This window comes from Evansella clarkii, assembly GCF_002019695.1.
GTDB classification, from domain to species: domain Bacteria; phylum Bacillota; class Bacilli; order Bacillales; family Salisediminibacteriaceae; genus Evansella; species Evansella clarkii.
This window is the reverse complement of record NZ_KV917376.1, coordinates 4,581,616-4,601,819: the sequence shown is the minus strand read 5'-3', so window position 1 is coordinate 4,601,819 and position 20,204 is coordinate 4,581,616. Positions and strand designations below refer to the sequence as shown.

Genomic DNA, 20,204 nt, shown 5'->3' with positions numbered 1-20,204 from the left:
ATTATGAAAATAAATAATAATATTCAGGCTTTAAATGCATACAGAAACTTAAACCAGAATCAGTTTCATACATCAAAAAATCTGGAAAAGCTATCCTCCGGACTGCGAATCAACAGGGCGGCGGACGATGCAGCAGGTCTTGCTATATCAGAAAAGATGAGGTCGCAAATTAGGGGCCTTAAGCAGGCGGAAAGAAACTCTCTTGATGGTATTTCTCTTATTCAGACTGCAGAAGGAGCGATGCAGGAAATACATGCTATGCTTCAGAGAATGCGTGAACTGGCTGTTCAGGCAGCTAACGATACGAATCAGGAAACAGACCGTGACCAAATCCAGAAAGAAATAAATCAGCTGGAAGAAGAAATAGACAGTATTTCCAGAAATACTGAATTTAATACAAAGAAATTATTGAATGAAGAAGATAACAGCCTTAATTTCCAGATAGGGGCAAATTCCGATCAGACGATCAGTATTACTTTTCCTAAAATGGATATGGCGACACTACTTGGTGGTGCCGGAGAACAAATTGATGTCAAAGAAGACGCAGCCGGAGCGATCGCCAAGCTTGACGTTGCCATAAACAATGTATCCGACGCCCGTTCAACTCTTGGAGCTGCCCAGAACCGGCTGGAGCATACGATAAATAACCTGCAGATCACTCATGAAAACCTGACTGCTGCAGAATCCAGAATAAGAGATGCGGACATGGCTCTTGAAATGACCGAATTTACCAGGAATAATATTTTAAACCAGTCAGCTACTGCCATGCTTGCCCAGGCAAACCAGCTGCCTCAGGGAGTCCTGCAGCTCCTGCAATAAGTTAACAGAGACCTTTTCACAGGTCTCTTTTTTAATAAAAACAGGAAGCTAAGGCTAAATCCGGGTTGGTTCAGCCAGGAAACTGGCTTATAATAGAAGTAGTCTCAAAAGGTAAAGGAGCTTACATATGGACGTACAAAGAGTCGGCAGGACAGGCATGAACGGTATTACACAAAAAAAAGATAATTCCACAGATCCTAAAATTACATTTCAGGAAATTATGCAAAAAGGCAGAGACAATCAGGCGTATGAAAGACTGAATAATCTTATGGTCAAAATAGATGAACAGGGAAAAACGCTTGCAGAATCCAGAACGGTTGAGGAGTTAAGAAAATACAAACAGCTCGTGAAGGAATTTATGGAAGATGCAGTAAAGCTTGGTTTAAGCCTTGAGGAACGTAAAGGTTTTAACCGGCGCGGGCGTACAAAAGTATATAAAATTGTCCGTGAAGTAGACAGTAAATTACTGGATCTTACAAATGCTGTACTGAATAAGGAACAAAAAGGGCTTACTATCCTGCAATTAACCGGAGAGATTAAAGGACTTCTCATTAATATATACGCATAAATAGTATTAAGGACAAAACAGCTCGCTCTGTCATAAAATAACTGCAAAGAGAGAATAAGCATTCAGGTTAGTCTGTGACTTGTGTCGAGGCTGGAAACAGGTTATCAGTATGAAGAAAAAAGGTGCAGGAAAAATAAACAGAAGGGCAGCCTGCTGGCTGCTTTTCAAAGCCAGTAGTATTCACTAAACTGGAAAAAGGATGAATCAGCAATGGAAAAGGTATTAATAGTAGAGGGCTCAAATGACCGGGAGCGGGTCAGGAAGGTGCTTGATGAACAGGTTGATGTAGTTTGTACGTACGGTACATTAAGCGATGAGAAGCTTGAAACATTAATTCTTCCTATTGAGGACAAAGATGTGTATATTTTAGTGGATGCTGATGATGCGGGAGAAAAGTTAAGGAAACAGTTAAAAAGAGAACTGCCTAACGCCATTCATCTCCATACGCAAAGAGGGTATGGACAGGTGGAAACAACCCCCTTTGATTATCTGACACAAGTGCTTCGCGGGTACTTTAATGTCAAATAATAATAAAGTTCTAATCGAGAGGCCGTGACTGCGGCCTTTTGTTTTGGATGGTCTCTTTAATTAAATTATTTAATACGGAACCTTGTGCTTTCAAGCTTATACTAAAACTGGTATGATTATTATGTTCTTCCGGACAAGCGGTTTGTTAATCCGGAATTTTTCATTTGATTTTTGAAGGAGGAAGTATTAGTTTATGAAGGCTTCATTTACACTAGCTCTTTTAATGAGCTTCTTCTTAATACTGGCTGCCTGCGGCAGTGAAAACGAAGCCGGGGAATATGAGTCATACGATCCGGCACAGCTTGGAACCTCGCTCCCTGATACTGAGGGCGGGAGTGTGGAAGTGTTCCCTTCAGGTGGGGAAAAAGAACTCTATCTTTATTTTACCGGGGTAACCTGAGCAGTCTGCATTGATCAGCTGGTTCAGCTGAATACGTATATGGACGAGTTTAATGAACGAGGAGTCAACGTTTATGGGATAAGCCCTGCTTCTCCTGAAGAACACCGGCAGCTGCAAGAGGAGCTTGGACTTAGCTTCAGTATTCTCTCTGACAGAAGCGGAGATCTTGGAATTTCCCTTGGTTTCATTGACGAAGAAGAGCAGGCTATTTACAGAGGATATACTGCAATAAATCCGGAGACGGAACAAATGGTACGGGAAATCGATTATTTAGTTGGTGAAAATGCGGAAGACATATTAGAAGTAATTGATGGAATGTAAAGCCGTACAATAACAAAGTAAATACTGCCAGTGCGCCTTTCATCCCTTGAAGAGAAATCAGTTTGAGCAGATGAAAAGGCGCTTTTTTTGAGTACCTTCCGCCCAGGCTGAATGAACCCAATGCAGTTCTGTTTAATTAACAGTGGTATCTGCTCACTGATAAAGTTTCGGAGCAGAAGGTACTTCTCTTTTCTCATAGTTAATTACATCAGAGGAGTAAATTCGAATGAGGAGAGAATTCCCTGTTACTGCAGCTCTGATTAACACAGGCTGGTTATGAATATTCCTGAATGTAAAATCAGGTCCGTACCAGCTGACTGCAGCATCCCTTCCAGGCGGCACGTAGGAAACACGGCGGCTGTGAGAGTAACGCTGAAGGATTTCTACCCCTGCCATGTCTACAGCGTTAAATAAAGTAGAAGATACTTGACAGATACCTCCTCCCACTCCTTCATACAATTCACCCTTAACGATGACAGGTGCAGGAAGATACCCTTTTTCAGCCGTTCTTTCACCCACCGTATCGTTAAAAGAAAAAACCTCACCTGGAAATACGACATGGCTGTCAAGTGCTTCTGCAGCCAGAGCTATATTCTGTGAACGTTCTTCATTTTTAATGTTAAAATAAGTCACGTAGGAACTTAACTGCCTTACATGCAAATTTGCCAGGAGCTCACTATCCACTTTCGGGTGGATAACAAGCTTCGGTACTTCCATCTTCCCCCCATCTCCCCGGTAAAAATAGGTTAAAAATGCTTCGGAAAAAGCTTGTTTATCAAGCTTATAACCGGGTTTTCCTCCAATTATCCGGCCGCTTTTATCAATTTTAGCATTCACCGGTTCTTTATAAACCTGTGAATCAAGCTTAGCGAGAAACTCCTCAAATTTATTCTCATCAATATGAGGCCCTCCCAGAATATCGGAGGTTAACGCAGTATGTGCCACTGTTGCGAGAGTATTTCCTTCATGTGTAAGAATAATACTTTCATCCCCTGTATTTAATTGTAATAATGCAGCTAAGATAAATAAACTGAAATATTTCATACTCATCGCCTCCGTATTATAGTATGGGGTTCAAGTCTTTTATTTCATGTAAAAGTGGACAGAAAAAATAAAAAAGGCTGTGTGTTCTCTAATGGAACACACAGCCTTTTTTTATTTGTATACAGCTGCAGGATATTTGCAGGCATCAGTTAACTGCCTGCCAGCCCCTGCTGTATTGGTATGGAGGATCCAGTTCCACTCCAAGCTCACCAGCAGCTGTTCTTGGCCAGTATGGATCTCTCAGGAAAGGTCTTCCGATAAAAATCAGGTCAGCCCGTTCATTTCGAAGTATTTCTTCGGCCTGAATACCAGAAGTAATCATACCAACTGCTCCAGTAGCAATTCCTGCTTCTTTCCTGATTGTCTCGGCATAGCGTACCTGGTAGCCAGGATAAGGTGAAATACGTGCTCTTACTACAGCTCCGGAGCTGCAGTCAATCAGATCAACACCAAGTTCTTTCATCTCTGTTGAAAAATAAACGAAGTCCTCCATTTTATTACCATCTTCGTGGTATTCATCTGCAGAAATTCTTGTAAACAGAGGGCCGTCCCATTCTGTTTTGACCGCTTCGATTACTTCTTTCAGTAAGCGGAAACGGTTATCCCTGCTTCCTCCATATTCATCCTCCCGTTTATTTGTGAGCGGGGAGAGGAACTGGTTAATTAAATATCCGTGAGCTCCGTGGATCTCAATAATATCAAAACCAGCTTCCTTTGAACGGCGTGCTCCTTCTTTAAATGCTTTCACCGTTTCTTTTATTTCTTCCACAGTCATTTCCTTCGGCTTTTTGCTCTTCTCATCGAAAGCAATTGGGGAAGGGGCAACAATTTCGCCGTCATACAGGGATTTTCGACCAGCATGGGCCAGCTGAATCGCTGTTTTTGAACCATATTGTTTCATTCCTGTGGTGAGTTTTTTAAGTCCTTCAATATGTTCGTCTGACCATATACCAAGATCCTGGTCAGAAATAACTCCCTGTTCTGTTACTGCGGTGGCTTCTATCATTATTAACCCTGCCTGGCCGACAGCTCGGCTTATGTAATGGGGATAATGCCAGTCACTGATTTTCCCGTCCTTGCTATATGATGAATACATACACATTGGCGACATAACGATGCGGTTTTTTATGGAAACACCTTTTACTTCATACGGAGAAAACAACTTTGCATTCATAATTACAGCTCCTTTTCATCTGTCTCATCGGGGTTTTCATACTTACTGTAGCATAATAAAGGGTAATTTGTCAGAATGGAGTCTTGCAGTATAAAAATTTGCCGGAACCCTCAGTTTCTGAGGAGAAAATAAAAACACCCCTTTTCAGCAGGGGTGCTTATTTGTCCTACAGCTATGTTTTTTTTCTCGATTCATGCAAATAGCCATTCAGATAAGCCAGAAGTTTGCTTCGTGTAATAATCCCCATGAATTCACCGTCTGAATTCTCCACGCACACGAATGGATGGTTAATGGAATAGGATAGTGCTCTTTCAAATGTATCTGAATCGTTTATGCATGCAAGGGAAGAAGTCATTACTCCGTCAACTTTTGTATTCTGAAGCCGTTCAGGCTCTATACGCTCAAGCCCCAGAATAGAATCGAGAATCTGCGCTTTGCTTATTAAACCATGCAATTTAAAGGAAGTATCAAGTACAGGAATTGCTGTATAACCAGATTTTATCAGCACTAACAGAGCGTGTTCCAGTGTATTGTCCGGGTGTACATGGGCAACTTTTTCTGCCGGAATCATAAATGGTGTGATCTTGTTATCAAGAATATTCCAATCATCAAGTTTTTGCATAAAATGCACACTTTCTTTTATGAGATTTATATTAGGGGGAAAATGTAAACTTTATATCTATATACTATGTTAGTGGCTGGATGAAAAAAAGTCAAAAAGAAAACGCTTACATTTGTTAATTTCAGCTTGTCCCTCTGTTTAGCCGCTGTTTCACGTGCTAATACTATCTGCTGAGGTGATGAAAAATGCACAGCAGACAAACTGTAAAATATATATGTGAAACATATCCTTCAGGCAATAAATATTATTATAAACAGGAAATGATTACAAATGGATCATGGGAGGACATCTCCACGCTGCAGTGGGGAACAAAAAGACCGGTAACAGAAAGAACATTCAGAGCAAGAAAAGAAGAAGGATATAAAACGCAGGTTGTTTATATAGACAAAGAACCAGCAGTAGTGCTGCAGTTTCATCAGGTAAAATAAAGACCTTTAAACCTCTCTGAATAAATTGTATGATAATAAAAGAGTAATCGACAATAAATACATCTCTTGCAGGGGGGAAACTGAATGAAATGGCAGTCAAAAGAAGGTTTGAAAGCCCTGACAATTTCACTTTGCGAATATGCAAGTGTCACCGGGTCACAGGAAGAAATCGGAATAATGGAGTTTGTAGATTATGAACTCAGAACACTTACATATTTTTCTGAAAACAGCGATCATTTGCAGACCCACTATACAGACGACGGAAGAAAGTTTGTTACTGCTCTTGTTAAATCGAAAGAACCCTCAGCTGAAACAATTATATTAATGGGCCATCTTGATGTAGTGGATGTGGAAGATTACGGAGAGTGGAAGAACCTCGCTTTTCGTCCAAGAGAACTGACTGTACAAATGCTTGAACAGCGGGAGAGCCTTCCTGATTTTGTCCAGAAAGATCTGGAGAAGGATGAATGGATCTTCGGACGGGGTGTAATGGATATGAAAGCTGGAATTGCACTTTCTATGTCAATGATTGAAGCTGCGGCAGCGGGGGAGTTCGAAGGTAATTTAATGTTGCTTGCCGTACCGGATGAAGAAGTAAACTCTGCAGGAATGAGAGCTGCTGTGCCTGTTCTTCAGGAACTTGCCAGGCATCATAACCTTAATTATAAAGTCGTCTGGAACACGGAACCTATGTTTACAAAATATCCTGGAGATACGCAGCGCTATTTATATCAGGGTTCTCTTGGTAAAATACTTCCGGGTTTTTATTGTTATGGGGAGGAAGCACATGTGGCAGAACCTTTTTCCGGATTGAACGGAAATTTTATGGCTTCGCACATTACCAGCCTGTTGGAACTTAATCCTATGTTTACAGAAAAGGTGGAGGAAGAAAAAACACCACCGCCTGCGAATTTGATACAGAAGGATTTAAAAGAAGAATATTCTACTCAGATCCCTCACGCTGCTGTTACCATTTTTAATTTAATGTCCATGGGAAAGCCGCTCAAAGAAGTAACAAAGGACCTGCTTGAGATTGCAGGAACAGCAGCTGAAAATATAATCAGAGATTATAATGAACGGGAAAAAAAGTTTGCGGAAACGCTGGATTATATACCGCGGAAACGGAATATAAACATATACACATACGAACAACTATGGGATCTTGCTGTTTCCAAAGTGGGGGAAGAAGAGGCAGAGCGTATGCTTTCATATCTCCAGGCTGAAGTTCAGGGGGATGACAGGGAATTATCATACAGAATAGTTCATGAAATGGCATCTGTATGCAAAGATAAGGCGCCGATGATTGTATTATTTTATGCTCCGCCATATTATCCTCCTGTTTCCTCCAAAGGTGACAAAACTATAGATACATTCAGCAGCGAGTTGATAAAAATTGCAAAAGATGAATCGGATATTGACCTGGAGATGGTAAACTACTTTCCAGGGCTGTCTGATTTAAGTTATACATCTCTTCCAGGAGGGGCGGAGGCGCTAACACCGCTGCTAAAAAATATGCCGCTGTGGGGAGTCACCTACGACTTACCTCTCGCTGAGATGGAAGAGCTAAATATGTCCATGATTAATTTTGGACCGGATGGCCGTGATCCGCACAGCTGGCTGGAAAGGCTGAATGTTACCTATTCCTTTGAAAAACTGCCGCCAGTCATGAAGAAGGGTATTAAGCTTTTATTTGAAGAAGCGGATGAAGAAGAAGGGGCCCGTTAAAACAGGCTCCTTTATTTATTATAAAAATAAGCCATGAAGATCTCATCGTCATATTCCCCGTTAATTAAGGCTTGTTCCTTTTGGACCCCTTCCGTAACAAAACCGTGCTTTTCATATAATTTAACAGCAACTTTATTCGACGCGAATACAGTCAGATTAATTTTGTGAAGACCGTGGATCTTTCCCCAGTGGAGAGTATACTCCATTACTGCATTCCCCAGTCCTTTTCCCTGTGCCTCTTTGCCGAGCCATGTCCGGAACAGTGCAGTATGCCGTTTCATTTTCAGTTCCCCACGGACAAGCCTTGCGATTCCTCTGACCCTGTTATCTATTACGACTCCAGCATACATATTGTCTTTTTCAGCCACCTCCCTGATGAAAGATTGTTCTTCCTCTAATGTCCTTGCTCTTTCTTTCTGAATAAAGCGCCCTCCGCGAATTATATCATCGGCAGCTGTAATTATGTCACTTGCATCTTCCTGCCTGACAGGGCGCAGAATAACGTTAGTCCCGTCTTTGGCAGTAATATTCATGACGAGACGTTCGTAAGTCCGGGCTGTATTAGTCATTTTTATACCTCGCTTTTTTCTGCCAGAAAGTATCAGGCTTTTCTTCAATTTCATTTTTAATAAGACGAGATGCAGGCACAATAATAACTTTCTCTTTCTTAAAGTATGGCAGAGCATCAGTAATTCCTGCGAACGTATCTTTTCCTTTCACACCAACATGGCCGATGGCAATTGCCTGTCCCTGGTCTTTCGCAAGCCGGCAGACATTCACCATTTGTCTGAATACGTGATCACGGGATGAATAACTGTCATCCAGAAATGAATCCCGCACTGCATATGGAACTTCCATTTCTTCCGCAAGTTTTGGAATGACTGAGTCACCGCTTGTACCACTGTCGATAAAATAAAGATTATGCTCTTTGGCAACCTCAAGAATAGCCCGCATAATCCTCTCATTGCCCACGACTTTAGAGCCCATATGGTTATTCAGCCCACGGGCATAAGGAACATCTTCGATAGCCTTTCTGACTATTTCTTTAACCTCTTTTGTTGAAAGATCAGTTGTAACCGGCATCGGCCCCAGCCAGGATTTTTTTCCTCGTTTTGGCTCCATCGGTAAATGCACTATTACTTCAAACCCTGATTTGTTTGCTTTTTCAGCTTGTTCGGTGGACTCATCAAGGAAAGGCATAATTGCCGCGGTTATAGGTATTCCTGATTCAAAAAAGTCTATGACGCCGCCTGTGTCACCGCCAAAATCATCTATTATGATTGCTGCCTTAGGCAATTCTTCCTCTGTATGTGATCCCGCAGCTAAAACATTCCCCCCGGCGGATGTCATAATGACTACCAGTGTGATCAGCAGGAAATAAACTGTCCTTCTTTTGCCAACTGTCATTTTATACACCTCCATTACTTTCTCTGGATAGTATGCCAAATTAGCTAATTTACAATCTGAAAAAATTCAGAGGCTGGACAGGGAGGATTATTGTATAAATGACTTGAACATCTTCATACAGGCATGAAAAAAGCATCCTCAGAGCTTTCAGAGAGGATGCTTATTTTCTCATTTTGAAGGCTGCGTTTAACTGGCCCCGAAGCATTTTATCACGCACATTTGCTTTTCTTTTTTCCTCCCGGCGGATTTCAAAGGTCTGCATACCATCTTCTATTTTATTTGCGATGTCCACCAGTTTTTCTACATCCATGAATGAATACTTTCGTGTACCTCCTTTGCTGCGGTCAGGAAAAATCAGCTTCCTTTCCTCATAATAACGGATCTGCCTTTCTGAAAGGCCTGTTAATTCACTGATTACTCCAATGCTGATAACTTTTTTTTCTTTATAAGACAAAAAAGGAACTCCTTTCCTTATTGTTATTAGTCTGGCTGCTTCATTTAAGAATAAGGATCTTGACTATTTTCAGTATATTCATACTATATCACGGCTGTTTGCTTTCCGGTTCACATTTGTAAGATAATCTCACATAGCGTTTTTCTTCCGAACATTCCAGTTAGAAAGTTTAAAAAAGCTGCCTGGACTTTTTCCAGGCAGCAACCTCAGTTTTCCCGTTTTAGCTGTTTCTCGAGGAGCTGTTTCAATTCCCGCACTTCTTCCCTAAGCTCAGTTACTTCCTTGTGGGTATCCTTTACTTCTTCCCCTGATGTTTCAACTTTTTCCACGTTATTTACGATAACCCCGATAAAGAGGTTGAAGATGACAAACGTTCCGACAAGCACAAAAGAAACAAAGTATATCCACGACCAGGGCATTTCATTATAAATCGGCCACATGACTCCGCTCGCCCATGATTCCAGGGTTACCACCTGGAAAAGTGTGAGGAGTGAAAGCCCGAGTGTGCCAAAATACTCCGGGGCCACCTCGCGAAAGAGCATAGTCCCGGTTACAGCGAAGATATAAAAGATAATGCTCATAAGCAGGATGATATTTCCTAAAGCAGGTATTGTCATCAGCAAGGCATCAACGAGACGCCTTAAAGATGGAATAACCGATACTGCCCGGAAAACACGCAATACCCTTAATATCCTCAGGACAGTAATAAAGTGAGCGCCTGCGAATATATGGCTTGCTGACACGATAATCAGATCAAACCAGTTCCAGCTGCTTGTAAAGAAATGTTTATAGCTTGGAGCAGCGAGAAGACGCATGATGATTTCCACAGTGAAGATCCAGAGAAGGACCATATCCAACCTGAAAAAGAGCGTTTTATACTCTTCATATATAGCAGGGGAGGTTTCAAGCCCTACGATAACTGCATTGAAAAAGATTAAACTGATAATTACTCGTGTAAAATAACGGTGTTCGACCATCTCGTACAGTTGCTTTTTCCACGGTGGCCTTGTTTGTGTGTGTGACATTGATTTAACTTCCTCCATAACAATACGGGACTTTATGTTACTCTCTTATTTTACTAAAAAGAAAAAGCCTGAAAAAAGAACAGGCTTTTTTTCGATTAAATTTTACCCGGGCCCAGTCAGCCCACTTGTTTGCTGGTCTCTTTTTTTAAAATCCGCTGGCATGAATTATAGGCGCTTGAGAAGGAGAGTTCTGAAAGCTGGCCGGCCCCCTGGCACCAGTCTCCTGCAAAATGTGCGTTTGAATACTGAGGGAACGATGTTGGAAGTCCCCGCTGCTTCATCGTCCATTTTATTGCCTGCACAACAGCAGTTTTTGATACCCGGGGAACGATCAGCTGTTTCCGCCAGCCTTCAAAGTGTTTATCGTAAAATTCTTCAATTTTGTCTTTAATATCAGTATATGCGTCCGGATTGTTTACTTCCTCTTTTTTCAGATAGGCAACAGCCTGAAGCAGCTGTCCTCCCGGAGGTGCAGCCTCCATATCATAATAAGAAATATCGGTGATGAAAATCTGCCGGTCTTTATCAAAAATATAGGTATATTGCGAGTCGATACGTTTTTTTAACCCTACATCATAGAACATAACGTAAGTCGGTTCGTAATCTGTATAATCTTCCAGCTCTTTTTCAAGCTCTGTTTCTGAAAACAGCTCTTTCAGTTCCTCGGGAGGGATGGCGAAAACAAAGTCATCCGCAGTATAGATTGTTTTTTTAGTGCGCACTTCGGTCACTTTATCTTTTTCCGTGGTCACGCCGTTTGCCCTTGTCTTCGTAATGATTTCTCCGCCGTTACTCTCAATAATTTTTATAAATTCTTCAATCAGGCTTCTCCAGCCCCCCTGAATATAGCTGACCGGTATATTCGTTTTAAAAAGCCTGCGATAATAGCCGAAGAATACATCTGAAGGAATTCGTTCCGGTTCTCCGGTAAAGAAGTTTGTCGATGCAAGGTTAAGCATCATTTCTTTTACAGCAGGGCTTACTTTTTTCCCGTCCAGCCATTCTTTTATAGATACATCAGGGTCACCCTTTTCAAAACCGAGCATCGTAAACATAATATGGTAGGCGAAGCGGAATTTATCCATTCCCCTTAATAGTTTTGTCTGGAGAAGGCCGCCTATATTGGTAGGCACTACAGACACTTCATCTCCAAGGTCGTATTTCGCTTTCAACTGGGTAAAATCAGACCAGTACAACTTTAATCCCAGTTCCTGTTCGATTTTTGTCAAATAAGACTGGTCCCGTCCATAAATCGCGTGAGCACCAAAGTTAAACTGAAAGCCTTTTAGTTTTATAGTCATGGCTCGGCCGCCAAGTTTTCCTCTTTCGATGACAGCTACTTTTTTTCCGCTGTGGGCAAGATAAGCAGCTGCTGATAATCCAGCTAAGCCCCCTCCGACGATAACTGCGTCGTAATGGCTTTTCTTCATAAGCGATATACCTCCTAATCAGCCAGGCAAGACAAAGTGTTGTTGTATAATAAAATGGTTGATTTATATAATAGTATAAAATAGCATAATATGTCTTTAATTATAGCTTAATATACGCGGGGTGAAAAGGAAGGATTTCTGGCCTGAATATTAAGGGCCTTTTTCCATCTTTGGAAGCAGCTTTTTATATAAGTGAGTATTTCCGCCCTAAGCAGAGAAAGGGAGAGAAAAATGAGAACTGATTGGAAAAACTTAACGGTGGTAATTACTGGTGCTTCCCGGGGCATCGGGCAGTATGCTGCTTTTGAAGTTGCGAAAAGAGGAGGGACCCCGGTTCTCCTTGCCCGCTCCGGAGAAAAACTGCAGGCTGTTTCCGAAGCCATTAAAAAGGAAACAGGAATTACACCATTTACTTTTAAACTGGATGTTACGAATGAACAGGAAGTTGAAAGAGTCTTTAACGAGATTTCGGACGAAGCGGGGCCGGTGGATGCTCTCATTAATAACGCAGGTTTTGGAATCTTTGAATCTGTGGAAGAAGGCAGCCTGGATAACTTCAGAGCAATGTTTGATGTTAATTTATACGGTGCTGTTGCCTGTACAAAAGCGGTTCTTCCCCAGATGAGGAAGAGGAGAAGCGGACATATTATTTTCATTGCTTCACTTGCGGGAAAACTCGCAACCCCAAAATCTTCCGGGTACTCGGCTACGAAGCATGCTTTACTCGGCTTTGCAAACAGTCTGCGTATGGAGCTGGACCACAGCGGCATACATGTAAGTGTTGTCAATCCAGGTCCGGTACGGACAGACTTCTTCCACACAGCAGACAGTACCGGCGAATACCGCAAGAACGTGGAAAAATTCATGCTTGATCCGGAAAAAGTCGCTCTTCGTCTTGTCAATTTAATTGAAAAACCTAAAAGGGAAGTTAATCTGCCCTTCTGGATGGGGCTCGGGGCTAAGCTTTATCAGTTATTTCCCGGACTTACAGAAGCTGTTGCCGGCAGCCAGTTTAAGAAAAAGTGAAAAATAAAGCCGCCTGGGGAGGAAGTTTTTAATGGTGATTTGCTGGACAAATCTTAGTAAAAACTTAAATATTTGTCCAGATTAGTTTCCGCATTTTCAATTAAATCCGTTATGGGCACACTTTATTCAGGTGTGGCCATTTTTTTATTTCCTCCTTCCTCCTTCTTTAGTTTCATACCTCACCTTCTTTTCATCTTCTCCCCCAAACATTAATTTCCAGTTGAATATTAAGTAGAACGGGGAATATAATAAACACAGACGAGAACGTTTGTTCCCTGTTCAGGAGAAGGAGGCAACAATGAGGTGGGATAATCAGCAAAAGTCTGGAAGAATGGTTCTGTGCATAGATATGAAAAGTTTTTATGCCAGCTGTGCTGCTGTATCGCTGGGCCTTGACCCTCTTTCGTGCCATCTTGCGGTAGTAGGAGACACGAAGAGGGAGGGAAGTGTGATTCTTGCAGCGACTCCGGCGATGAAAAGGGACTTTGGAATAAAAACAGGAAACCGGCTGTTTGAAGTGCCGGAAGACCCAAAGATTAAGCTCGTAAACGCGGCTATGGCCACCTACTTAAATATCTCTGTGCAAGTGACAGAGCTTTTTCATCGTTATGTGCCGATGGAGGCGATTCACACATACAGTGTAGATGAAAGTTTTCTCGATATAAGCGGTACGGAACGGTTGTGGGGGAGCCCGCAGGAACTGGCTGCCAGAATTCAGAAGGACATGTATCATCAGTTTGGCCTTAGCTGTGCTGTGGGAATCGGTCCTAACATGCTTCTTTCCAAGCTCTGCCTTGACCTTGAAGCTAAAAAGACAGAAGGAGGTATTGCAAGCTGGGGGTATGAAGACGTAGAAGAAAAGCTGTGGCCTGTATCCCCCCTGCAGAAAATGTGGGGAATTGGCTCAAGGGTGGAAAAGCGGCTTCACCGGATGGGGATTTTTTCTGTAGGGCAGCTTGCGAACTATCCTCTGCACAAGCTGGAAAAAGAGTTCGGGATAATGGGGAACCAGTTATATTACCATGCTAACGGGGTTGACTTGTCGGAACTTGGTGCCCCGATTTTAAGCGGGCAGATCAGCTATGGTAAAAGCCAGATTCTTCTCAGGGATTATAAGGACGAAACGGAAATTAAGCGGGTTATTCTTGAAATGTGTGAGGAAGTTGCAGCAAGGGCCCGAAAAGAAAAAAAAGCCGGACAGACAATCTGCCTGGGGCTTGGCTACAGCAAAGCTGTCAGTGAACCTGGATTTTACAGGCAGCAGACGGTACAGGAACCTACGAACATCACAATGGAAATCTACCATGTGTGCTTAGACATTTTTCGGAGAAATTTCAACGGCAGTATTGTCCGCCGCATTTCTGTGGCACTTTCAAATATTTATAACGACGATGTGATACAGCTGAATCTTTTTAATAACGAAAGACCTAAACAGCGGGCTCTTGGATACGCTATGGATGAAATCCGCCGCAAGCATGGAGCTAACAGTCTCCTTCGCGCAGTTTCCTATACCGAAGGAGGAACAGCGAGACACCGAAACACCCTTGTGGGAGGGCATAAAAAATGAAGCAGCAGAGAGCCGGGAAGAATTCTGGCTGTCTGCGCCTTCTTCTCCCAGAATGTTAAAGGAATAGTCACATTTTTTTCCGCATGCAGCCTGAATAAGTTGTATATTAAAGATGCAGGGAGAAAGTGACAACATTCACAAACTTTTATCCGGAAGACTGCTTCCGGGAAAATAACGGAAAAGAGGGTGTCTTTCAAATGATCGTAAAAGATTTGGTGGAAACAAGGGAATTGCTGGCCGAAGTTACCAGGGAGGACATATATATAGTATATGAAAGATTTGAAAATGCTGATTGCCATTGTGAAGGAGAAAGAGTAGAAGAGATTGAATGCGATCCTGAAGAAATCGTCCAGATCCTCACTGCTCACCCGAATGATTCTCTTTCTTTGACCAGTATAAAAAAGTATCAAATCGGAGTGGAGTATGAGGATTTAGCAGAGGTGTTAAAAGATATTCGCCGTAATTTCAGTTATTTACTTGAAGAAGAGAAAGTCCTTCAGCCTCTTGGATAATCCAGGAGGTTTTTTTCTGTCTTATATATTTTACTGGCGCAACGGGGAATATAATAATAAAATGAACGGAGAATGTCGGCAAAAGGAGAGATAGCCAGTGATTAAAGTATTATTTGTATGTTTAGGAAACATCTGCAGATCCCCGATGGCAGAAGCTATCTTCAGGCAGAAAACGGCAGAGGCGGGGCTGGAAAATAAAATCACTGCAGATTCCGCAGGCACGGGGGACTGGCATATTGGCAGCCGTCCTCATGAAGGGACATTGAAAATTCTCGATGAAAATAGTATTGACCATAACGGGATTACCGCAAGACAGGTAACTTCCCATGACTTGAAAAATTACGATTATATTATTGGAATGGATGCTTCGAACATAGGAAATCTTAACAAACTCAGGGGAAGAGAAAAGATTGGAGAGGTAGCCCGGTTGCTCGATTTCGTCCCGTCGGCTGCCTCGGCTGACGTGCCGGATCCGTATTTTACCGGGAACTTTCCGGAGGTGTACGAATTAGTCACGGAAGGGTGCGAACGCCTGCTGGAGCATATCCGGAAACAGGAGAATGTATAACGGGTTTTCTAAATGGGAGCTTGTCAGGCTTATTCTGAGGCAATCTGATTTCACAAGCTGGAGAAAATATGAAACAGCACAGGCCAAATCTAAGGGTTTGGTCTGTTTATGTTCGTTTATATATCAACGATTACTGGATATTAATGACACTGTATCAGCCTGCAAAAAATCAGCACAAATAACATAATTATAATAACTGTTGTCATTGTGTTATTTGCTGTAACTTTACAGTGCAGTGGATTTTCTTGCGGTAATTGAGATTTAAAAATCTGGAACTCAGGGTACGCAAGAAGGTCTTGCGGTACTTGAAAATTAAAAATCCGAAACTCAGGGGATGCAAGAGCCTCTTGCGGTACTTGAAAATTAAAAATCCGAAACTCAGGGGATGCAAGAGCCTCTTGCGGTACTTGAAAATCAAAAATCCGGAACTCAGGGGATGCAAGAAGCTCTTGCGGTACTTGAGAATTGAAAATCCGGAACTCAAGGGATGCAAGAAGCTCTTGCGGTACTTGAGAATTGAAAATCCGGAACTCAAGGGATGCAAGAAGCTCTTGCGGTACTTGAAAATTGAAAATCCGAAACTCAGGGGATGCAAGAAGCTCTTGCAGTATTTGTAATTTGAAAATCAGCTTGGATTTTTTCCAAGGTACGAACTGCTTACCTGGATATATACAGGCTTTTTTTATAGTACAGGAAACTGATGCCATTGCAGAGCTAAAGGGTTTTAGGAGGAAGGCTGGAATTAGCGATTCTGTTTGATTGTCTCCAGAAGACACAGATGGATAAAAAATGAATACCATAATAAAGTGCAAAACTATTTATACTTTATTTTCGCTATGTAACAGGCGATCACAAAGTTTGTCTGCTTATAAGGGGGATACAGGATGTGCGGCATTACAGGATGGATCGACTTCAGCCGTTCCTTAAAAGGTGAGAAGAAAACGATGGCAGCGATAACAGGCACGTTGGAAAAACGCGGTCCTGATGATTCCCGGCTGTGGCTGGAGGAGCACGCAGCCTTTGGGCATACAAGGCTCGCAGTAGTTGACCTTAAAGGGGGAGTACAGCCCATGACAAAGGTTCATGGGGAAAACTCCTATACTATTTGTTATAACGGTGAATTGTATAATACAGAGGAATTGAGAAGAGAGCTTCAGGCAGCAGGTTTTACTTTCCGAACCCATTCAGATACAGAAGTTCTGCTGACAGCTTATATCCACTGGCGGGAGAGCTGCCTCGATAAATTAAATGGAATATATGCTTTCGCTGTCTGGGACGGAGAAAGACAGCAGTTATTCCTGGCAAGAGACCGCCTCGGTGTAAAGCCGCTGTTTTTTTACAGACTGGGTGATGGTGTTGTCTTTGGTTCGGAAATTAAAGCAATATTAAAACATAAAGATATTGACCCCGTACTTGAAGAAGGTGGATTAAGAGAAGTCCTCGCACTAAGCCCTTCCCGGACACCGGGCCATGGTATTTATAAGGGGATGGAAGAATTACGGCCGGCGCACTGGATGAGATTTTCGAAAGAAGGACTGGAAATCAGAAGGTACTGGCAGGTGGAGAGCAGGCCCCATACTGATTCAGTGGAGGAAACGGCAGAACGGGTTCGCTCTTTATTTATCGATACAGTCCAGCGCCAGCTTGTGGCAGACGTTCCGGTGTGTACCTTTCTGTCCGGAGGCCTGGATTCCAGTGCAATCACAGCGATAAGTGCAGATTATCTGAAGAAGAATGGCAGAGGGCAGCTGAAAACATACTCCATCGATTATGAAGAGAATGACCGTTATTTTAAATCAAGTAAATTTCAGCCGGACTCAGATAAACAGTGGATTCATAAAATGGAAAAATCCTACAGAACAAGCCACAGAACCTGCGTCATATCTAATGAGATCCTGTATGACTATCTTAAAACAGCTTCAAAAAGCCGGGACCTGCCGGGGATGGCAGATATTGATTCGTCGCTGTTATGGTTTTGTGAACAAATTAAACAGGACGTTACAGTAGGTCTTTCAGGAGAATGTGCAGATGAGATATTCGGGGGCTATCCATGGTTTCATGATGAAAAGATGATGAGTCAGCCAATCTTTCCGTGGATGAATTCTGTCGGCGAAAGGGAAGGGTTGCTGAAGGAAGAGCTGAAAAACAGGCTTAGCCTCAGAGAGTATGTGGAAAAGCAATATGAGGAAACATTAAAAGAAGTACCTCATCTCGATGGGGAAAAAGGTCTGGATAAAAAACGAAGAGAGTTATTTTATGTCAATATGATCTGGTTTATGAGCACGTTACTGGAGCGGAAAGACAGGATGAGCATGGCGGCAAGCCTGGAAGTAAGAGTGCCTTTTGCTGATCACCGGCTCGTGGAATATGTATGGAACATACCATGGGAGATGAAAATGCTGGGTGGAAGAGAAAAAGGAATTTTAAGAAAAGCACTTGAAGGGATTCTGCCTGACGATGTGCTTTACAGGAAGAAAAGCCCTTATCCAAAAACTCACCATCCGGACTATGTAAGGCTCGCCGCAAACGGTCTGCAAAAGGTTATCGACAAGGAGACTCCTCTTACGGAAATTTTTGAGAAGAAACAGCTGCAGCAGCTTATTGATACAAAGGGAGCTTCGTTTAAACAGCCGTATTTCGGGCAGCTTATGACAGGACCACAGCTGATAGCCCATCTGCTTCAGGTGCATTACTGGCTTACTGAAAACAAAGTCATGCTAAAATGGTAACAAGGACCGCTCAATATAGATACGTAACCAGGAAATATCCTGCCTTCTGAAAAAAAGGCGGGATTTTTCATTCGGCATGGAAGGACAAGCATTTTAAATATTTTGTGAAAGGATGAGATAAAAATGAGCAGAAAGTTTTCAGGGAAAACCGTTCTTGTGACTGGCGGAGCGCAGGGAATCGGCAAGGCACTTTCCGAAAGGTACGCAGAAGAAGGAGCTTTTGTTTATTTTTGTGACAGGAACAGAGAGGCAGGAGAAACGCTCGAAAAAGAGCTTGCAGCAAAAGGTCTGGAAGCGGTCTTTGTGGAAGGAGATGTTTCAAAGGAAAAGGATGTAAAGGCCGTCATTGAGACTGTTATATCGAAGGGGGACAAGCTGGATATACTTATAAACAACGCTGGAGTATCCAGATTTGTTCCTCTTGAGGAGCTCAGCTTTGATGAATGGAAAGAGATCATCCATACTAATTTAAGCAGTGTTTTTCTGTTTGCTAAGTATGGAGCAGCTCATCTTTCAGCTGGAGGGTCGGTCATTAATATATCCTCTACGAGAGCCACGATGTCCGAGCCGGATTCAGAAGCGTATGCTGCTTCAAAAGGAGGCATAATCGCTTTGACTCATGCCCTCTCAGCAAGTCTGGCAGGAAAAGTCAGGGTAAACAGCGTAAGTCCAGGCTGGATTGAAACTGCAAACTACGATGAGCTGCGCAGTGAGGATCATGAACAGCATTTTTCAAAAAGAGTGGGGAATCCGGAAGATATCGTTAAAGCCTGTTTTTATTTATCAGACTTTGAAAACTCTTTTGTTACAGGAGAAAATATTGTGGTAGACGGAGGGATGACAAGAAAAATGATTTACCGGGATTAAACGGTCAATTGAACCGTGCAGACGGACTACCAAATATAAATAAAACAACAACTGAGAATACAAAGGGAGATGTACAAAATGACGAAAGACATCAGATTAATTGCTACAGATATGGACGGTACACTGCTTAACGATGGCAGGGAGATTTCGCCGGAAAATATTAAAGCTATTCATGCTGCAATAGAACAGGGAATTGAAGTAGCTGTTGCTACCGGAAGAGACTACACAGAGGCTGTTATGCCATTGAAGGAAGCGGATCTCCGCCTGCCGCTCGTGTGTGTTAATGGAGCAGAAGTAAGGGAAAGAGACGGGGAAATAATTCACCAGCAGATTTTAACTTATGAAGACTTCGTGGCAATGCAGGCCATACTTGAAGAGGAAAAGCTCTATTATGAAGTATATACGACTAAAGGGGCTTACTCGAATAACGCCAAAAGAGGGCTTGATGTTATTGTGGATCTTCTGGTGAACACAGGGAAGTTCGGGAGCTATGATGAAGTGATGAGTCTCGCAGAAGAGCGTTTTGCAGAAGGTGCCATTAACATGACAGATGACTACAATGCATTGTTGCAGCAGGAGGGTGTTGAGTTATTTAAAATTCTCGCGTTTACAGAGGATGATGAAAAACGGAACCGGGCGAAACATCAGCTAACGAGAAAAATGGATGTAGCTGTCAGTTCATCTGCCAAAGAAAATCTGGAAATAACCCATATCAGCGCTACGAAGGGGGAAGGGATCAGGCAGCTGTCCCGTCATTTCAACATCCCTGTTGAAAATATGATGGTAATTGGTGATAACTTTAATGATGTTTCCATGATGAAAACGGCAGGGTATTCGGTAGCCATGGGAAATGCTGAAGAAGAAGTGAAACAAATCTGCGATGAGGTAACAGATGAAAATGTTAATGCGGGAGTCGCAAAGGCTATAAATCGAATACTTGGCGTTAAAAAATAAAGGAGAAGCCTGGCGGAACATTTCCCGCCAGGCTTT

At 42.5% G+C, this 20,204-nt stretch carries 23 protein-coding genes; 14 read left to right on the top strand and 9 right to left on the bottom strand.

The window, feature by feature from the left end; all coding sequences use genetic code 11:
* Positions 1-3: 3 nt before the first annotated feature.
* The 5 genes from BK582_RS21675 (at position 4) to BK582_RS21655 (ending at position 2,636) form a co-directional block, all read left to right on the top strand.
* Complete coding sequence (locus tag BK582_RS21675; protein ID WP_078597033.1) at positions 4-819, top strand: flagellin N-terminal helical domain-containing protein; 816 nt, start codon at positions 4-6, stop codon at positions 817-819.
* Between the two features lie 127 nt (positions 820-946).
* Positions 947-1,387, top strand: a complete 441-nt coding sequence (locus tag BK582_RS21670; RefSeq protein WP_078597032.1) for a YaaR family protein — start codon at positions 947-949, stop codon at positions 1,385-1,387.
* 210 nt (positions 1,388-1,597) lie between these two features.
* On the top strand, positions 1,598-1,915 hold the full coding sequence (locus BK582_RS21665) for a toprim domain-containing protein (protein WP_078597031.1): 318 nt from the start codon (positions 1,598-1,600) through the stop codon (positions 1,913-1,915).
* A 193-nt stretch (positions 1,916-2,108) separates the two neighbouring features.
* The gene (locus BK582_RS21660) at positions 2,109-2,315 is read left to right on the top strand and encodes a hypothetical protein (protein ID WP_078597030.1); all 207 of its coding nucleotides are present in this window, start codon (positions 2,109-2,111) and stop codon (positions 2,313-2,315) included.
* A gap of 9 nt (positions 2,316-2,324) precedes the next feature.
* A complete protein-coding gene (locus BK582_RS21655) occupies positions 2,325-2,636 on the top strand; it encodes a redoxin domain-containing protein (RefSeq protein ID WP_269148990.1) in 312 nt (103 codons plus the stop codon).
* A 153-nt stretch (positions 2,637-2,789) separates the two neighbouring features.
* Here BK582_RS21655 and BK582_RS21650 read toward each other — a convergent pair whose 3' ends face one another.
* From BK582_RS21650 to cbpB, 3 genes are all read right to left on the bottom strand, one after another.
* Entirely contained in the window at positions 2,790-3,680 is an 891-nt protein-coding gene (locus tag BK582_RS21650) for a VanW family protein (protein WP_078597028.1), read from the bottom strand.
* Between the two features lie 145 nt (positions 3,681-3,825).
* A complete protein-coding gene (namA, locus tag BK582_RS21645; RefSeq protein WP_078597027.1) occupies positions 3,826-4,854 on the bottom strand; it encodes an NADPH dehydrogenase NamA in 1,029 nt (342 codons plus the stop codon).
* Between the two features lie 172 nt (positions 4,855-5,026).
* Positions 5,027-5,476: a cyclic-di-AMP-binding protein CbpB gene (gene cbpB, locus BK582_RS21640; protein WP_078597026.1), complete on the bottom strand. Its 450-nt coding sequence runs from the start codon at positions 5,474-5,476 to the stop codon at positions 5,027-5,029.
* Positions 5,477-5,661: 185 nt separating this feature from the next.
* On the opposite strand from cbpB, the gene BK582_RS21635 reads away from it, so the two are divergent.
* Positions 5,662-5,904, top strand: a complete 243-nt coding sequence (locus tag BK582_RS21635) for a hypothetical protein (RefSeq protein WP_078597025.1) — start codon at positions 5,662-5,664, stop codon at positions 5,902-5,904.
* An 84-nt stretch (positions 5,905-5,988) separates the two neighbouring features.
* Positions 5,989-7,629, top strand: a complete 1,641-nt coding sequence (locus BK582_RS21630) for a M20/M25/M40 family metallo-hydrolase (RefSeq protein ID WP_078597024.1) — start codon at positions 5,989-5,991, stop codon at positions 7,627-7,629.
* Positions 7,630-7,640: 11 nt separating this feature from the next.
* On the opposite strand, the gene BK582_RS21625 is transcribed toward BK582_RS21630, so the two are convergent.
* The 5 genes from BK582_RS21625 to BK582_RS21605 form a co-directional block, all read right to left on the bottom strand.
* Positions 7,641-8,198 (bottom strand): GNAT family N-acetyltransferase, encoded by a 558-nt coding sequence (locus BK582_RS21625; RefSeq protein WP_078597023.1) that lies wholly within the window; start codon positions 8,196-8,198, stop codon positions 7,641-7,643.
* A complete protein-coding gene (locus BK582_RS21620; RefSeq protein WP_078597022.1) occupies positions 8,191-9,036 on the bottom strand; it encodes a divergent polysaccharide deacetylase family protein in 846 nt (281 codons plus the stop codon). The genes BK582_RS21625 and BK582_RS21620 overlap by 8 nt, the downstream gene beginning before the upstream one ends.
* 160 nt (positions 9,037-9,196) lie before the next feature.
* Positions 9,197-9,490, bottom strand: a complete 294-nt coding sequence (locus BK582_RS21615) for a MerR family transcriptional regulator (protein ID WP_078597021.1) — start codon at positions 9,488-9,490, stop codon at positions 9,197-9,199.
* A 206-nt stretch (positions 9,491-9,696) separates the two neighbouring features.
* Positions 9,697-10,515 carry an ion transporter gene (locus BK582_RS21610; protein WP_078597020.1) on the bottom strand — a complete coding sequence of 273 codons (819 nt, stop codon included), beginning with the start codon at positions 10,513-10,515 and terminating at the stop codon, positions 9,697-9,699.
* A 116-nt stretch (positions 10,516-10,631) separates the two neighbouring features.
* Positions 10,632-11,945 (bottom strand): phytoene desaturase family protein, encoded by a 1,314-nt coding sequence (locus BK582_RS21605; protein WP_078597019.1) that lies wholly within the window; start codon positions 11,943-11,945, stop codon positions 10,632-10,634.
* 231 nt (positions 11,946-12,176) lie between these two features.
* Here BK582_RS21605 and BK582_RS21600 point away from each other — a divergent pair, with 231 nt between their 5' ends.
* The 4 genes from BK582_RS21600 to BK582_RS21585 all read left to right on the top strand — a co-directional run bounded on the left by BK582_RS21600 (position 12,177) and on the right by BK582_RS21585 (position 15,618).
* Positions 12,177-12,971 carry an SDR family NAD(P)-dependent oxidoreductase gene (locus tag BK582_RS21600; RefSeq protein ID WP_078597018.1) on the top strand — a complete coding sequence of 265 codons (795 nt, stop codon included), beginning with the start codon at positions 12,177-12,179 and terminating at the stop codon, positions 12,969-12,971.
* A gap of 298 nt (positions 12,972-13,269) precedes the next feature.
* On the top strand, positions 13,270-14,538 hold the full coding sequence (locus BK582_RS21595; RefSeq protein ID WP_078597017.1) for a Y-family DNA polymerase: 1,269 nt from the start codon (positions 13,270-13,272) through the stop codon (positions 14,536-14,538).
* Between the two features lie 125 nt (positions 14,539-14,663).
* A complete protein-coding gene (locus tag BK582_RS21590) occupies positions 14,664-15,050 on the top strand; it encodes a hypothetical protein (RefSeq protein ID WP_078597016.1) in 387 nt (128 codons plus the stop codon).
* A 97-nt stretch (positions 15,051-15,147) separates the two neighbouring features.
* On the top strand, positions 15,148-15,618 hold the full coding sequence (locus BK582_RS21585) for a low molecular weight protein-tyrosine-phosphatase (protein ID WP_078597015.1): 471 nt from the start codon (positions 15,148-15,150) through the stop codon (positions 15,616-15,618).
* Between the two features lie 140 nt (positions 15,619-15,758).
* Here the strand turns inward: BK582_RS21585 and BK582_RS21580 are convergent, their stop codons facing one another.
* Complete coding sequence (locus BK582_RS21580; protein WP_169911193.1) at positions 15,759-16,418, bottom strand: hypothetical protein; 660 nt, start codon at positions 16,416-16,418, stop codon at positions 15,759-15,761.
* Between the two features lie 84 nt (positions 16,419-16,502).
* Here BK582_RS21580 and asnB point away from each other — a divergent pair, with 84 nt between their 5' ends.
* The 3 genes from asnB (at position 16,503) to BK582_RS21565 (ending at position 20,168) form a co-directional block, all read left to right on the top strand.
* Positions 16,503-18,347: an asparagine synthase (glutamine-hydrolyzing) gene (gene asnB / locus BK582_RS21575; protein ID WP_078597013.1), complete on the top strand. Its 1,845-nt coding sequence runs from the start codon at positions 16,503-16,505 to the stop codon at positions 18,345-18,347.
* A 123-nt stretch (positions 18,348-18,470) separates the two neighbouring features.
* A complete protein-coding gene (locus BK582_RS21570; protein WP_078597012.1) occupies positions 18,471-19,214 on the top strand; it encodes an SDR family NAD(P)-dependent oxidoreductase in 744 nt (247 codons plus the stop codon).
* Positions 19,215-19,292: 78 nt separating this feature from the next.
* Complete coding sequence (locus BK582_RS21565; protein ID WP_244895454.1) at positions 19,293-20,168, top strand: Cof-type HAD-IIB family hydrolase; 876 nt, start codon at positions 19,293-19,295, stop codon at positions 20,166-20,168.
* Positions 20,169-20,204: the final 36 nt, after the last annotated feature.